The organism is Methylobacterium oryzisoli, assembly GCF_046557895.1.
Taxonomy (GTDB): domain Bacteria; phylum Pseudomonadota; class Alphaproteobacteria; order Rhizobiales; family Beijerinckiaceae; genus Methylobacterium; species Methylobacterium oryzisoli.
Genome location: NZ_JBKIBX010000018.1, coordinates 35,576 through 48,936, shown reverse-complemented (window position 1 = coordinate 48,936; position 13,361 = coordinate 35,576). Strand labels below are relative to the sequence as shown.

Genomic DNA, 13,361 nt, shown 5'->3' with positions numbered 1-13,361 from the left:
GTGTTTGCCGGCAAAGAAAAGGCGCCCCGGAGGGCGCCCTGGTCGCGTCAGGTGTTCATCGAGTCGAAGAAGTCGGCGTTGCTCTTCGTCTGCCGCAGCTTGTCGAGCAGGAACTCGATCGCGTCCGTGACGCCCATCGGGTTGAGGATGCGGCGCAGCACGTAGGTCTTCTTGAGCATGTCAGGCGGCACCAGCAGCTCCTCCTTGCGGGTGCCGGAGCGGGTGATGTCGATGGCCGGGAAGGTGCGCTTGTCGGCGACCTTGCGGTCCAGGATGATCTCGGAGTTGCCGGTGCCCTTGAACTCCTCGAAGATCACCTCGTCCATGCGCGAGCCGGTGTCGATCAGCGCGGTCGCGATGATGGAGAGCGAGCCGCCCTCCTCGATGTTGCGGGCCGCGCCGAAGAAGCGCTTCGGGCGCTGGAGCGCGTTGGCGTCCACGCCGCCGGTCAGCACCTTGCCGGAGGAGGGCACCACGGTGTTGTAGGCCCGGCCGAGCCGCGTGATCGAGTCGAGCAGGATCACCACGTCGCGCCCGTGCTCGACGAGGCGCTTGGCCTTCTCGATCACCATCTCGGCCACCTGCACGTGGCGGGTCGCCGGCTCGTCGAAGGTGGAGGCGATGACCTCGCCCTTCACGGAGCGCTGCATGTCCGTGACCTCTTCGGGCCGCTCGTCGATGAGCAGGACGATGAGGTAGCACTCGGGGTGGTTCAGGGTGATCGACTGGGCGATGTTCTGCATCAGCACCGTCTTGCCGGTGCGGGGCGGCGCCACGATCAGCGCGCGCTGGCCCTTGCCGATCGGCGAGACGATGTCGATGATCCGGGGCGAAAAGTCCTTGCGGGTCGGTTCGCTGAGTTCGAGCTTGAAGCGCTGCGTCGGAAACAGCGGCGTCAGGTTATCGAAATGAACCTTGTGCTTGATCTTGTCCGGGTTCTCGAAGTTGATCGTGTTGACCTTCAGGAGCGCGAAGTAGCGCTCACCTTCCTTCGGTCCGCGGATCGGCCCTTCGACCGTGTCGCCGGTGCGCAGGCCGAAGCGGCGGATCTGGGTCGGCGAGACGTAGATGTCGTCCGGACCCGGCAGGTAGTTCGAGTCCGAGGAGCGCAGGAAGCCGAACCCGTCCTGCAGCACCTCGACCGTCCCGGCCCCGATGATCTCGACGTCCTTCGCAGCGAGCTGCTTCAGGATCGCGAACATCAGTTCCTGCTTGCGCATGGTCGAGGCGTTCTCGACCTCGACTTCTTCGGCGAAGGCGATCAGTTCCGTGGGGGTCTTCGACTTGAGATCCTGAAGCTTCACTTCCCGCATCGGGGGGGTGAAGGTCTCGATCGGTGCGAGGGTGTCTTCGATCATCGGATTTCGCTGTGAGAGCGGTGCGGGGAGAGAGTCGTGTCGGGAAGCGCCTCGGCCGTGGGGTGGCCTGGAGAGGGGAAAGGCGAGTGCCGCACCGGAAGCCGGCTGCGGATGGTCGCCTGCTTGTCCCGGAAGGTCGCGAGGGTCGAACCGGGCGGTTCGTAAGCGACGTGACCTGACTGTGGGGAGGGAGACCCTTACATAGATGCTTCTTGGGCTGAACTCAAGACCCCCGAGCGCGAATGCCGGTCCCAGCACCCCGGCACGCCCGCAGTATCGAGCCGCTCGCCCGCCGGTCGCATTAACATTCGGCGCTCGGCCGCCCGTTTTCGCGAAGCCGCCTCAGGCGCCGCGCCGCCGCAGGCGCACGTACAGGGCGCCGCTGCCGCCGTGGTGGTGGGCCGCCTCCTCGAACCCGAGCACGAGCGGGCGCAGGTCCGGCAGGCGCAGCCAGTGGGGCACGCTGCGGCGCAGGACGCCGCGCTCCGCGAAGGCATCGTCCCCGGCGCCGCCCTTGCCGGTAACGACGAGCACCAAGGTGTGCCCGGCGCTCCGGGAGCGGTGCAGGAAGCCGATCAGCGCCGCGTGGGCCTCCGCCTGCCGCAGGCCGTGCAGGTCGATCGCCGCATCCACCGCGCGCGATCCGCGGCGCAGGGCCGTGCGCACGCGCCGCTCCATCGGGGCGAGGGGCGGCAGCGCCGGCCGGACCGGCACCGGGCCGCGGGGCACCGCCCGGGCGCCCGGCGCGCGCGGCTCCGGAGGGGAGGGGGGCGGCTCCGCCGGGGCGGCCGCCTGCGCGGGGAGCGGTTCTGGCTCGGGCCGGCCCGGCAGCGGCGTGACGAGGCGGGCGATCTCGGCCCAGAGGCGGCGCTCCTCCGCCGTGAGGCGGCGCTCTCGCGGGCGGCGCGGTCCGGTCACCGTGGAGCGTCCGGCGTCGACGCGACCGGCTTGGGCAGCAGCACCGTGAAGCGCGCGGCGTCCCGCAGCAGCCCCGCCACGGCGCCGGCGGTCTCGCCGGTGCCGAGGTAGAGGTCGCCCCGGGCCGGACCGACGATGGCCGAGCCGGTGTCCTGCGCGATCACGAGGCGGGCCAGCGGCACCGAGCCGCCCTCCGGCGTCGGCAGCCGGCCTTCGAGCCAGAAGGGCAGGCCGTAGCGCCACAGGGTGGCGTCCACCGCGAGGCTGCGGCCCGGGGTGAGCGGCACGCCGCCCCCGCCGAGGGGACCGGGCGCGCCCGCGGGCGGTTCATCCAGGCGGAAGAAGATGTAGGAGGCGTTGCGGCGGATCAGGTCGCGGGCGAGGCGGGGGTTGTCGCGCAGCCAGCCGGTCCAGCGCGCCAGCGTCAGGCCCTCCAGCGGCAGGTGGCCCCCGGCCACGATCAGCCGGGCCACCGAGGTGTAGGGCTGGCCGTTGCGCCCGTCATAGGCGAGGCGCACCACGCGCCCGTCCGGCAGCCGCACCCGCCCCGATCCCTGCACCTGCAGCACCAGGAGATCGACGGCGTCGCGCAGCCACAGGATCGGCTTGGCCCGGCTCCCGAGCGCCCCGTCCTCGATCGCGGCCCGGTCCGGATAGGGCGCGAGGCCGTTCTCGCTCCGGCGGGCGGCGCGCAGGGACGGGTCGAGGCCCGGCGGCGTCTGGCCCGGCTCGAACGAGACGAGATCGTCGGGGCGGGCGAGGGCCGGGACGGCGAAGTCGGGGCCCGGCGTGAGCGCGCCCTGCAGTTCCGGCTCGAAATATCCGGTGAGGAATCCCGCCCGGCGCTCGGATGCCGCCTCGCGGGCGGGCCGGGTGATCCGGTAGGCGTCGAAATGATCGGAGAAGAAGCGGCCCGCCTCGGCCGGAGCGGCGGGCGCGGCCGCGCAGGCCGCCGCGAGGTCCTGGCCCGGTGCGCCGGGCGCGGCCTCGGCCGGCACGGGCCGGGGCGGCTGGGCGCAGGAGGCCCGGAAGGCCGTGAGCGCCGCCCCGAGGTCGTCCGCGGACAGCCCTGCCAGCGCCGCGACCGGCACCGGCTCCAGCACCGCCTCGCCGACGCGGAGTATTTCGGCGCGGACGGGCGGCGCGAGGGCGAGGAGCAGCCCGGCGCAGGCCGGGAGGAGGCCGGATTGCGGCGGCATGCGCGCGAACCCGGCCGGGATCTACTGACCGGCTTCGGTCGCGACGAGCTGCCAGTTCGGGTCGCGGCTGCCGAGGGTGCGGGCGAAGGTCCAGACGTCGGTCACGTCCACCACCGTCTCCGGGCTGCCGTCCACCACCGCCCCCTGCGCGTTGCGCGTCGCGGTGATCAGCTTGGAGAGGAAGCGCACGGTGATCTGGGCGACGCGGTTGCGCACGTCGACGCCGACGATCTCCGCCCGGTCGATGGACACGAAGGTGGTCTCGACGGTCTGGCCGGCGCGCTCGCGGGTCTGGATCGCCCGCTCGAACCCTTCCGCCACCTCGCGGGAGAGCAGCGTCTTGAGGGTGCGGCGGTCGCCCTTGGCGAAGGCCATCACGATGGTCTCGTAGGCCACCTTGGCGCCGTCCGCGAAGGTGCGGGGGTCGAAGGCCGGCTCCAGCTGGAGCACCTGATCGAGGCCGCGGGCCGCGGGCGAGTTCGGCTCCACGACGCCCTTCCAGTTGCGCGCCACCGTCGCGGTGGCGGGCGCGGCGGCGGCCCGGTCAGCACCTGCGCCGGGCAGCCGCACCACGTTGTCGCCCCCCTCCCGGGGGGTCGCCGGGGGCTCCTCGCGGCGGCGGATCAGCGGGTTGAACGGCGGCCGCTCATTGCCCGTCTTCTGGCCGAGCACCGAGCGCAGCTTCCAGATCACGAAGACCGCAAGCCCGAGGAAGATGAGGGTCGTAAGGTCGAGGGAGTCCTGCATCATCGATCCGATCGTGGCGGCTGCCGCGCGCCGCCCGGGCCTGAACGCCGTGTGCAATCGGCTTTGGCATCGGCACCCCCGGAAGGCAAGCCGCGAGCCGGTGCACGGCCCTGCGGCATGCCGCAACGGGTCCCTCTTCATATGGGGGGACGCCCCCGCGGCTTCCAGGCGGGCCGAAGCGGACCGGCCGCCGGCTGGTCCATGCCGCAGGGGAAGGGGCAAACCGCAGGATGGGCCGGGCCTCAGCTTGTTCGCGCGCAGCGGGCATGATAGCGCCAACGCCGCCGCCGCGCGCGCCGCTTTTCGCGCCAGCGCGGTCTCGAAGCCTTGGCTCACACGACTTTTCGAAGGAACCTCCACCATGGCCGATTCCCCGGTCCCGAACGGCAACGGTGGCGCCGCGGCGCAGCCCGACGACCTCACGCCCGCCCTCAACGCGCTGGCGCAGTACGCCAAGGATCTCTCCTTCGAGAACCCGAATGCGCCGCGCTCGCTGCAGCCGCAGCAGGGCCAGGGCCCGCAGATCAACATCCAGGTGAACGTCAACGCCCGCCAGCTCGCGGAGGCCGATTTCGAGGTCGACCTGCGCCTGGAGGGCGACGCCAAGATCGGCGCCGACGTGCTGTTCGCCTTCGAGCTGACCTATGCGGGCATCTTCCGCCTGCGCAACATCCCGCAGGACCAGATCCACCCGGCGGTGATGATCGAGTGCCCGCGCCTGCTCTTCCCCTTCGCCCGCCAGATCATCGCGGACGCGGTGCGCAACGGCGGCTTCCCGCCCCTCTACATCGACCCGATCGACTTCGTCGGGCTCTACCGCCAGAAGGCCGCCGAGGCCCAGGCGCAGGGCGACCAGCCCTTCGCCTGAGCGCGGACCGATCCGCGGCCGCTCCCGGACCGGGGGCGGCTCACGCCGCCTTGCGCCGGGACCGGGGCTTCTTCTCCGCCGGCGCCGTCTCGGCGGGTGGGGGAGGGGAGGGATCGCCCCCGGTCCTGGCCTCGCGCACGATCATCTCGACGAGGCTCTGCGGCAGGCGGACGAAGTGGCCGGTGCCATGGCCGGAGCGGTCGAGGATCTCGGCGAAGACAGGGTGGTGCGGCTCGTGGCCGGCCGCGTGGAGCGCGCAGGGCCGGCGCGGCAGCGCGCTGAGCTTCGTGGCGAGTTCCTTCGGCACCCAGGCGTTCACCGCACGTCCCTCCGCTGTCACGATCCCGAGGGATCTAGACAGGTTTCGTTAACGACGCCTTCCGGAAGCCCGGCCGGCCGGCCCGTGAAGGCCGCGAAGGAGCGGCGCAGCAGGGCCGTGTCGAGGTCGCGGACGATCGCCACGAGGCGGGTGCCCGGCCGCCCGTCCGGCCATGCGGCGAGGTGCAGCGGCGGGTGGATCAGGTGCTGCACGCCCTGGATCACCACCGGCGTCGCCACGCCCTCCACGGCGACGAGGCCCTTGAGCCGCAGGATGCGCGCCCCGTGCCGGTGGAGCAGCATCGAGAGCCAGAGGCCGAACCGGACCCAGTCGACCGGCCCGCTCTCCAAGAGCACGGCGGTGATTCCGGCATGCGGCACGGGCTCCGCCTCGGCCCGGAACCGCCCGGGCAGGATCGCCGCCGGGTCGAGGATCAGGGCCGCCTCCGGATCCGTGCCAAGGGCGAGCCGCCGGACGGGCGCCACGGGGTTGAGGCGGGCGAGCCGCGCCGCCACGCCCGCCACCGTCTCGGGCGCCGCGAGGTCGGTCTTGGTGAGGACGATCCGGTCCGCCGCCGCCACCTGCCGCACCGCCTCGTCGCAGGTGTCGAGCGTCGCCGCGCCGTTCACCGCATCCACCACCGTGACGGTGCCGGCGGGCGCGAAGGCGTGGCGCAGCACCGGATCGGCGACCAGGGTGGCAAGCGCCGGCCCCGGATCGGCCAGCCCCGTGGTCTCGATCACCACCCGCCGGAAAGCCGGCACCAGCCCCCGCCGCCTGCGGTCGTGAAGGCCGAGCAGCGCCGCCTTCAGGTCGCCCCGGATGCTGCAGCAGACGCAGCCGCCCCGCATCAGGACGACCTCGCCCTCCACCGCCTCGACGAGGAGGTGGTCGAGCCCGACCGCGCCGAACTCGTTGATGAGCACGGCGGTGTCGCGCAGGTCCGGCCGGGCGAGCAGCCGGGCGAGCAGCGTGGTCTTGCCCGCGCCGAGGAAGCCCGTCAGCAGCGTGACGGGGGTCGCCCCGCTCACCCGGCGCCGCCTTCGAGGCGCGCGATCACCGCCGGGTCGAGGGGATCGCAGGGCCGGCCGGCCAGCCGCTCCGCCTCCGGCCACAGGGCGCCGAGATGCGCGACCACCGCCGCGCGCCCGGTGCGGCCGGTGAGGGTGAAGCGGTCCGCCCAGGGCGCGAGGCGCAGCCCGTAGAGGCCGAGCACCCGGTTGGCGGCGGCGGCCCGCGCCTGCCGCTCGGCCTGGGGCGTGCGCCCGCCCATCGGGTCGCTCCAGTGGGGACCGGCGCCGAGCGCGCCGCACAGGCCGCACATGCGGTCACGATTCCGGCCGGGCCGTGCCCTCGAAGGGGAAGCGGCGGGCGAAATCCGCGGCGATCGTCTCCATGGTGACGAACTTCACCCCATCATGCGCCTTGAAGTGGCGAAACAGGCGCTCGTGCATCTGCAGCACGTGCGGCTTGCCCGAGACGTCCGGATGGATGGTGAGCGGAAAGACCGCGTAGTCGTAGGTCTCGTAGACCCAGTCGAACTGGTCGCGCCACATCTGCTCGATGTCGCGCGGGTTGACGAAGCCGTGGCTGTTGGGGGCGGCCTTGATGAACATCATCGGCGGCAGGTCGTCCAGGGTCCACGAGGCCGGGATCTCGATGAGGCGGGTCTCGGTGCCGTGCTGGAACGGCGTCATCCAGGCCGAGGGGTGCTGGGCGTAGTCGATCTTGGTCCAGGCCTCGCCGACGCGGACGTAGTAGGGATGGTGGTCGTTGTGCATCAGCGAGTGGTCGTAGCGGATGCCCTTGGCCTGCAGCAGTTCGTTGGTCTTCGGGCCGAACTCCCACCAGGGGGCCACGTAGCCCCGGGGCGGCTTGCCGGCGAGGGTGGCGATGAGGTCGACGCAGCGGTCGAAGATCGCCTCCTCCTGCTCGGGCGTCATGGCGATCGGATTCTCGTGGCTGTAGCCGTGCATGCCGATCTCGTGACCGGCGGCGGCCACCGCCTTCATCTCATCGGGAAAGGTCTCGATGGAGTGGCCGGGCATGAACCACGTGGTCTCGATGCCCCAGCGCTCGAACATCCGCAGCAGGCGCGGGCTGCCGACCCGGCCCGCGAAGACGCCCCGCGAGATGTCGCACGGGCTGTCCTCGCCGCCGTAGGAGCCGAGCCAGCCCGCCACCGCGTCGACGTCCACCCCGTAGGACACGAAGATCTCTTTGGGCATGCGCGCACCTCCCGCCTCGGGTCTCACCCGCCATTGGCGCCCCGGCTGCCGGCGCGGTCAACCCGGGCCGCCGCGGCAAATCCGGGTTGACCGAAACCCGCCGAGTCCCTAGAGCGGACCGACCCGGAGACGTGGCCGAGCGGCTGAAGGCACTCGTTTGCTAAATGAGCAAGCCTCGAAAGGGGCTTCGAGGGTTCGAATCCCTCCGTCTCCGCCATCTGGCCGCCGACGAACGTTTCGTTTCACGACGGGTTGGCGCGCGTCCGAGATCGATCACGCCCCGGCATGCTCCCGCCCCGGTGACGATCGGGCGCCGAGGACGAGGTTCGTGCCGCACGCGGCCTGACGCGACCCCGCCGAGCCCTATGGGCGGTGCCCTCAGGGCCGCGAACTCACGGCGGAGGCTGCCAGAAGCTGGGCCGCCTTGCGGACGTTGTCGGGCGTCCAGATCGCCCCGCCTCCGAAGGTCGGGACCTCGCGCGCGTTCAGGAGAAGCGCGACGGCCTTCCAGCGTCCTCGTCCCTCCGGCACCTCGGCGAGGGCTGCCGCCAGCGCGGCCGGGATGTCGCCTTGCCGGCGCGCGCGGGCCTGCGCGTCCCGGACCCGCCACAGCGAGAAGTGCTCCGCGGGATCGAAGAATCGTCCGTCGAGGATGATCTCGTCGGCCGGCAATCCCAGCACGGGCACGCCGGCCCCTGCGAGCGCGGCGAGCGCCTCCGAGAGGATGGGATGCGGTCGCCAGCCGCCGTTCTTCCGGAAGTCCACGTGCAGCAGCATCGCCCCGGTCTCGCGGCAGAGGCGGCCGGCTCGACCGACGTCCGCCTCGATGGCCGTGGTTCCCCGGTCCGGGCTGACCTCCAGGGCCACCACTTCGCCGGCCAGGGTGCCTCTCTCTCCTTCGACGTATCGTCTCACCAGGGTGCGCTGATAGGCGATCGTGCGGCTCGCCTCCGCGGCACGGGCCGCCTCCTCTGGCAGGACGAGGAACCCTGCCCACCGCACCGGGAGCGTCCAGTAGAACCCGACGAACACAGCCATCCCGTACCCCAACGCGATTCCGGAAAATTCCGACGCGGCTCCTCCCGCCGGCGGCCCGAGGTTAGCGTGACCCCGCCATCAGCCGAACAGGACCGCGCCATGACGAACGCCCTTCGCATCGCCGAACTGCCCGCTGGCAACCATGGCGGCCTGATCGGGGTCGCCCTCGCGGACGGCCCGCCGCAGGCCGAGGGCCTCGCCTTCGATGCCGTGGCGGATTGGGGCGCCGTGGCCGTGGTCACCGTGACGGAGACCGACGCACTCGCCCGTGACCGCATCTCCGGGATCGGCGAGGCGGTGCGGACCCGCTTCATGGAATGGCACCCTCTGCCCCTCGGCGACGCGGCCGGGCCGGACGCCGCCTTCGAGGCGGCCTGGCCCCGACACTCCGCCCGCCTGCGGTCCGTGATCGGCGCCGGCAATCGGGTGCTGATCCACGGCCAAGCCGGCATGGTCGCCGCCCGGGTGCTGGTGGAGATGGGAACGGATCCCGAGGCGGCGATCGCGGCCGTCTCCCGCGTCGGTGATCCGCGGGTCCTTGAGACCGGCGCCTGGCAGGCGTGGGTCCGTGAGGGCCGCCGCCCGACCTCCGGGCCGCCCGACGGGACCGGCGCCCGCGACCGCGCGGTCGGCGCCCTGCTTGGCTTGGCCGTGGGCGACGCGGTCGGCACTACCCTCGAATTCTCGGCCAAGCCGGCCCGCGCCGTGCTTTCCGACATGGTCGGTGGCGGACCGTTCGGGCTGGAGGCCGGACAATGGACCGACGACACCGCCATGGCGCTCGCCCTGTGCGACAGCCTGACCGCCCATCCCGACCTCGACCCCGGCGACCTGATGCGCCGGTTCGTCTCCTGGCACCGGCAGGGCACCTACTCCTGCACCGGCAGGTGCTTCGACATCGGCGCCACCACGGCGACGGCTCTGCACCGGTTCGAACGGACCGGCGAGCCCTTCGCCGGCTCGGACGATCCGCGCACGGCCGGCAACGGCTCGATCATGCGGCTCGCCCCCGTCGCGCTGCGGCACTGGCGGGATCCCGCTGCGATGCTGCGGATCGCCCGCGACCAGTCCCGCACCACCCATGCCGCGCCGGAGGTCATCGCGTCCTGCGAGATCCTCGCCGACCTGCTCGCCGCTTCCATCCGGGGCACCACCCTGCCGGACCTCGTCGCGTCGGAGGCCGCCGGACGGGTGCGCGGCTTCCGGGTCGGACAGGTCCGGCACGAGGTCCGCGGGACCGGCTACGTCGTGGCCTCGCTCCACGCGGCCCTGTGGGCGGTCTCACGCACCTCGACCGTCCGGGACGCCGTGCTGCTCGCCGCGAACCTCGGTGAGGATGCCGACACGACCGCGGCGGTCGCGGGGCAGATCGCGGGGGGCCTCTACGGCGCCGAGGGCATTCCCGACGCGTGGCGCCGCCGGCTGGCTTGGGGCGAGCGCATCGAGCGGGTGGCCGGCGCCCTGTTCGACGCCGGCTCGGACCGGCCCGCCGCCTGAAGGCGCCCTACCTCCCGTCATCGGACTGGAACCCACCAAGGACGACACATGGCCCCCTTCGACCACGCCCTCTCACAGGACTTCCTTGAGGCCCTCCGAAAGGAGGTCGCCCGTGGCGGCTGGTGGCGGGACGTCCTCGCCGACCCGACCCTCGTGATCGCCACCCGGGGCCGCTCCCTCAACGTCTACTGGAAGGGGCAGTCCCTCTTCCGGGCGTCCCTCGTCCACGGCGCCATTCGCGTCACCACTCACGAGAAGTTCCTGCTCAACCCCGCCCTGGAAGGGCAAGTGCCGCTCAACGCGGATGGGCTCTTCGACATCGCCGCCCTCACGCAGAAGGGCTTCCTCGATCGCTACGAGGACAAGGAGACGCTCAAGAAGCTGAAGGCGGCTGCGGGGCGGTTCGCCGATGCGGAGAAGTCCGGCTGCCATGAGATCGCAGTGCGCAATGCCGGTGTCATCGACGTCGAGATCGCCTTTCCCGGCAAATACGTCATCGAGGAGACGGAGACGACGGCGCCGCGCGTGGACCTTGCTGCGGTCGAAAGTGACGGTTCTGATGCTCGCCTCGTCTTCTGGGAGGCGAAGACCTACGACAACGGCGATTTGCGCACGCTGACCGAGGAGAAGCCCGCGACGGTGTGCGGCCAAGTCGGCCTATACCGGTCCATCCTGGCCCAGCATCGCGAGGCCGTCGAGGCGAGCTATGCGCGGGTCGCCGCCAACCTCGTGGCCTTCCGGGACATGGGGTGGACCCGCCCTCTGTCGCCGGCGATCGAAGCCGTTGGAAGGAACACGGCCACGCTTCGCCTTCACGACGAGCCCGCGGTCGGGCTCATCGTCTTCGGCTTCGACAAAGGACAGCGCGACGAGGCGCGCTGGGTCGGCCACCGCAGCAAGCTTCAGCAGAACATTGCTCGGGTGAAGCTCATCGGTGATCCGAAGCAGATCCGGATCTGACGCCGCTGCGCGTCACGGTCACCCAACCCATACGCCTGAGCCGTCCGATCGGCTCAGGGCCCCGCCGGCTCCCGCGCTCCGGCCCGCGAACGGCTCGCCCGCCTCGCCTCACCCCCACAGGGCCGGTTCGGGCGGATGGATGATGCTGCCCTCGAAGCGCAGGCCGGGGTCGCGGTCGCGCGCCAGGAGCAGCGGCCCGTCGAGATCGATGAAATCCGCGAAACCCGCGATCAGCATCGCGGGCGCCATCGCGAGCGAGGTGCCGACCATGCAGCCGACCATGATCGACAGGCCCCGCTCCCGCGCGGCCCGGGCGAGCAGCAGCGCCTCGGTCAGGCCCCCCGCCTTGTCGAGCTTGATGTTGATCGCGTCGTAGCGCCCGGCCAGAACATCGAGCCCGGCGCGGTCGTGCAGGCTCTCGTCGGCGCAGAGCGGGATGGTGCGGGCGATGTCTTCGAGGGCTGCGTCGTCGCCGGCCGGGAGCGGCTGCTCGATGAGGCCGACCCCCGCCGCCGCGCAGGCCGCGAGGTTGGCCTCCAGCGTGTCGGGCCGCCACGCCTCGTTGGCATCGACGATGAGGCGGGATTCCGGCGCGCCGCGGTGCACGGCGGCGATGCGGGCCGGATCGCCCGCGCCCCCGAGCTTCACCTTGAGGAGGGGGCGGTGGGCGGCGGCGCGCGCGGCGGCCTCCATCTCCTCGGGCGTGCCGAGGCTCAGCGTGTAGGCGGTGGTGGCAGGCGCCGGCGCGGGCAGCCCCGCGAGGTCGTGCGCCCGCACGCCCCGGCTTTTCGCCTCGAAGTCCCACAGCGCGCAGTCGAGGGCGTTGCGGGCCGCCCCCGCTGTCATGCGGGCCAGGAGATCCTGGTGGGTGGCGCCGGCCGCCACCGCCTCGCCCTGCGCGGCGATGAGGTCGCGCACTCCCTCCACGGTCTCGCCGTAGCGGGCGTAGGGCACGCACTCGCCCCGGCCGGTCACGGTGCCGTCGGTGACGCGGGCGACGACCACGACCGCCTCCGTGCGGCTGCCGCGGGCGATGGTGAAGCGGCCGGCGATCGGCCAGTGCTCCACCGCGACGTCGAGGCGGATCACCGGCTCACCCCGGCCGGATAGAGCGCGGCGAGCCGCTCCACGATCGCCTCCACGCCGAAGCGGACCGGATCGGTCGCCGGCAGGTCGTGCTCGGCGGCGAGGCGCGCGAGGAGCGCCCGCGCCTCGTCCTCGGCGAGCGCCTGCGTGTTCACCGCGATGCCCACCGGGCGGATCTCCGGATTGGTCAGGCGCCCGCAGCGCACCGTGAGGTCGATGACCTCCTGGATCGAGGGCAGCGGGTGCTGCACGCCGCGCATCGTCGTGCGGGTGGGCTCGTGGCAGATCACGAAGGCGTCGGGCTGCGCCCCGTGCAGGAGGCCGAGGCTGACGCCCGCGAAGGAGGGATGGAACAGCGAGCCCTGGCCCTCGATCAGGTCCCAGTGCTCGGGCGCCGCCGCGGGCGAGATCCACTCCACCGCGCCCGAGATGAAGTCCGCCACCACCGCGTCGATGGCCACGCCGCGGCCGGAGATGAACACGCCGGTCTGGCCGGTGGCGCGGAAATCGGCGTCGAAGCCGTGCGCGCGCATCCCGGTCTCCAGGGCCAGCACCGTGTACTTCTTGCCCACCGAACAGTCGGTGCCGACGGTCAGCAGGCGCCGCCCCGGCCGCTTGGTGCCCTTGCCGGTGTCGAAGCGCTGGTCGGAGTGGCGCACGTCGTGGAGCTGGCGGCCGGTGCGGCCGGCGGCCTCCGCGATGGCGGGAACCGCGCCGAGGCGGGTGTGCAGGCCGCTCGCCACGTCGAGCCCCGCCTCGATCGCCGCGACGATGGTGGCGATCCAGTGGTCGGGCAGCACCCCGCCCGCGTTGACGACGCCGACGATCAGCGTCCGGGCGCCCTTCTCGACCCCCTGCGCGATGGTGAGGTCGGGCAGGCCGAGATCGGCCGCGCAGCCGGGCAGCCGCACCTGCCCCACGCACCAGTCCGGCCGCCAGTCGACGATGCCGTAGGCGGTCTTGGCCGCGAGGCGGTCCGGCACGTCGCCGAGGAACATCAGGTAGGGGGTGGCGATCTGCATGCGTTCCGCTCCGCGGGGGGCGTTCGGGGCCGGCAGCGTGCCGGCGCGGGGGCTCGGCCACCTTCGCCCGGCCCTCGCGGCCGCGCAACCGCCGCCGTTCGCTGGCCCGGCTCTTGCCAAG

At 72.5% G+C, this 13,361-nt stretch carries 14 protein-coding genes and 1 tRNA gene; 4 read left to right on the top strand and 11 right to left on the bottom strand.

Annotated features, from left to right (window positions below; translation table 11 throughout):
- Nucleotides 1-47 precede the first annotated feature (47 nt).
- The 4 genes from rho to ACKUB9_RS18300 form a co-directional block, all read right to left on the bottom strand.
- Entirely contained in the window at nt 48-1,358 is a 1,311-nt protein-coding gene (rho, locus tag ACKUB9_RS18315) for a transcription termination factor Rho (RefSeq protein WP_238240808.1), read from the bottom strand.
- Nucleotides 1,359-1,700: 342 nt separating this feature from the next.
- A complete protein-coding gene (locus ACKUB9_RS18310) occupies nt 1,701-2,276 on the bottom strand; it encodes a Smr/MutS family protein (RefSeq protein ID WP_407525084.1) in 576 nt (191 codons plus the stop codon).
- The gene (gene mltA, locus ACKUB9_RS18305) at nt 2,273-3,475 is read right to left on the bottom strand and encodes a murein transglycosylase A (protein ID WP_407525082.1); all 1,203 of its coding nucleotides are present in this window, start codon (nt 3,473-3,475) and stop codon (nt 2,273-2,275) included. Before mltA ends, ACKUB9_RS18310 begins: the two co-directional genes overlap by 4 nt.
- 21 nt (nt 3,476-3,496) lie before the next feature.
- On the bottom strand, nt 3,497-4,222 hold the full coding sequence (locus tag ACKUB9_RS18300; protein ID WP_407525277.1) for a Tim44/TimA family putative adaptor protein: 726 nt from the start codon (nt 4,220-4,222) through the stop codon (nt 3,497-3,499).
- Between the two features lie 361 nt (nt 4,223-4,583).
- Between ACKUB9_RS18300 and secB the strand changes: the two genes are divergently transcribed.
- Nucleotides 4,584-5,090, top strand: a complete 507-nt coding sequence (gene secB / locus ACKUB9_RS18295) for a protein-export chaperone SecB (RefSeq protein WP_407525079.1) — start codon at nt 4,584-4,586, stop codon at nt 5,088-5,090.
- A gap of 40 nt (nt 5,091-5,130) precedes the next feature.
- On the opposite strand, the gene ACKUB9_RS18290 is transcribed toward secB, so the two are convergent.
- From ACKUB9_RS18290 to ACKUB9_RS18275, 4 genes are read right to left on the bottom strand one after another with little or no spacing between them, the layout of a single operon-like run.
- Nucleotides 5,131-5,409 (bottom strand): hypothetical protein, encoded by a 279-nt coding sequence (locus ACKUB9_RS18290; protein WP_407525077.1) that lies wholly within the window; start codon nt 5,407-5,409, stop codon nt 5,131-5,133.
- Between the two features lie 17 nt (nt 5,410-5,426).
- Nucleotides 5,427-6,440, bottom strand: a complete 1,014-nt coding sequence (locus ACKUB9_RS18285; RefSeq protein WP_407525074.1) for a CobW family GTP-binding protein — start codon at nt 6,438-6,440, stop codon at nt 5,427-5,429.
- Nucleotides 6,437-6,733, bottom strand: a complete 297-nt coding sequence (locus ACKUB9_RS18280; RefSeq protein WP_407525071.1) for a hypothetical protein — start codon at nt 6,731-6,733, stop codon at nt 6,437-6,439. Before ACKUB9_RS18280 ends, ACKUB9_RS18285 begins: the two co-directional genes overlap by 4 nt.
- A 4-nt stretch (nt 6,734-6,737) precedes the next feature.
- Nucleotides 6,738-7,637 (bottom strand): polysaccharide deacetylase family protein, encoded by a 900-nt coding sequence (locus ACKUB9_RS18275; protein WP_407525068.1) that lies wholly within the window; start codon nt 7,635-7,637, stop codon nt 6,738-6,740.
- A gap of 125 nt (nt 7,638-7,762) precedes the next feature.
- Here ACKUB9_RS18275 and ACKUB9_RS18270 point away from each other — a divergent pair.
- Nucleotides 7,763-7,854: transfer RNA gene (locus ACKUB9_RS18270), tRNA-Ser, on the top strand.
- A 161-nt stretch (nt 7,855-8,015) separates the two neighbouring features.
- Here the strand turns inward: ACKUB9_RS18270 and ACKUB9_RS18265 are convergent.
- Entirely contained in the window at nt 8,016-8,675 is a 660-nt protein-coding gene (locus ACKUB9_RS18265; protein WP_407525066.1) for a hypothetical protein, read from the bottom strand.
- A gap of 99 nt (nt 8,676-8,774) precedes the next feature.
- Here ACKUB9_RS18265 and ACKUB9_RS18260 point away from each other — a divergent pair, with 99 nt between their 5' ends.
- On the top strand, nt 8,775-10,172 hold the full coding sequence (locus ACKUB9_RS18260; RefSeq protein ID WP_407525063.1) for an ADP-ribosylglycohydrolase family protein: 1,398 nt from the start codon (nt 8,775-8,777) through the stop codon (nt 10,170-10,172).
- Nucleotides 10,173-10,220: 48 nt separating this feature from the next.
- Nucleotides 10,221-11,132, top strand: coding sequence for a hypothetical protein (locus ACKUB9_RS18255; RefSeq protein WP_407525060.1), 912 nt, complete (start codon nt 10,221-10,223; stop codon nt 11,130-11,132).
- Nucleotides 11,133-11,240: 108 nt separating this feature from the next.
- Here the strand turns inward: ACKUB9_RS18255 and dgcA are convergent, their stop codons facing one another.
- Together dgcA and dgcN are read right to left on the bottom strand one after the other, a co-directional pair.
- Nucleotides 11,241-12,221 (bottom strand): N-acetyl-D-Glu racemase DgcA, encoded by a 981-nt coding sequence (gene dgcA / locus ACKUB9_RS18250; RefSeq protein ID WP_407525057.1) that lies wholly within the window; start codon nt 12,219-12,221, stop codon nt 11,241-11,243.
- Complete coding sequence (dgcN, locus tag ACKUB9_RS18245) at nt 12,218-13,240, bottom strand: N-acetyltransferase DgcN (protein ID WP_407525054.1); 1,023 nt, start codon at nt 13,238-13,240, stop codon at nt 12,218-12,220. Before dgcN ends, dgcA begins: the two co-directional genes overlap by 4 nt.
- Nucleotides 13,241-13,361 lie beyond the last annotated feature (121 nt).

What these genes read in the sequence shown, in the direction of transcription:
- ACKUB9_RS18280 (WP_407525071.1), bottom strand. Translation starts at nt 6,733, where the DNA reads ATGTGCGGCCTGTGCGGCGCGCTCGGCGCCGGTCCCCACTGGAGCGAC.
- ACKUB9_RS18265 (WP_407525066.1), bottom strand. Translation starts at nt 8,675, where the DNA reads ATGGCTGTGTTCGTCGGGTTCTACTGGACGCTCCCGGTGCGGTGGGCA.
- mltA (WP_407525082.1), bottom strand. Translation starts at nt 3,475, where the DNA reads ATGCCGCCGCAATCCGGCCTCCTCCCGGCCTGCGCCGGGCTGCTCCTC.
- rho (WP_238240808.1), bottom strand. Translation starts at nt 1,358, where the DNA reads ATGATCGAAGACACCCTCGCACCGATCGAGACCTTCACCCCCCCGATG.
- ACKUB9_RS18300 (WP_407525277.1), bottom strand. Translation starts at nt 4,222, where the DNA reads ATGCAGGACTCCCTCGACCTTACGACCCTCATCTTCCTCGGGCTTGCG.
- secB (WP_407525079.1), top strand. Translation starts at nt 4,584, where the DNA reads ATGGCCGATTCCCCGGTCCCGAACGGCAACGGTGGCGCCGCGGCGCAG.
- ACKUB9_RS18275 (WP_407525068.1), bottom strand. Translation starts at nt 7,637, where the DNA reads ATGCCCAAAGAGATCTTCGTGTCCTACGGGGTGGACGTCGACGCGGTG.
- ACKUB9_RS18255 (WP_407525060.1), top strand. Translation starts at nt 10,221, where the DNA reads ATGGCCCCCTTCGACCACGCCCTCTCACAGGACTTCCTTGAGGCCCTC.
- ACKUB9_RS18260 (WP_407525063.1), top strand. Translation starts at nt 8,775, where the DNA reads ATGACGAACGCCCTTCGCATCGCCGAACTGCCCGCTGGCAACCATGGC.
- dgcN (WP_407525054.1), bottom strand. Translation starts at nt 13,240, where the DNA reads ATGCAGATCGCCACCCCCTACCTGATGTTCCTCGGCGACGTGCCGGAC.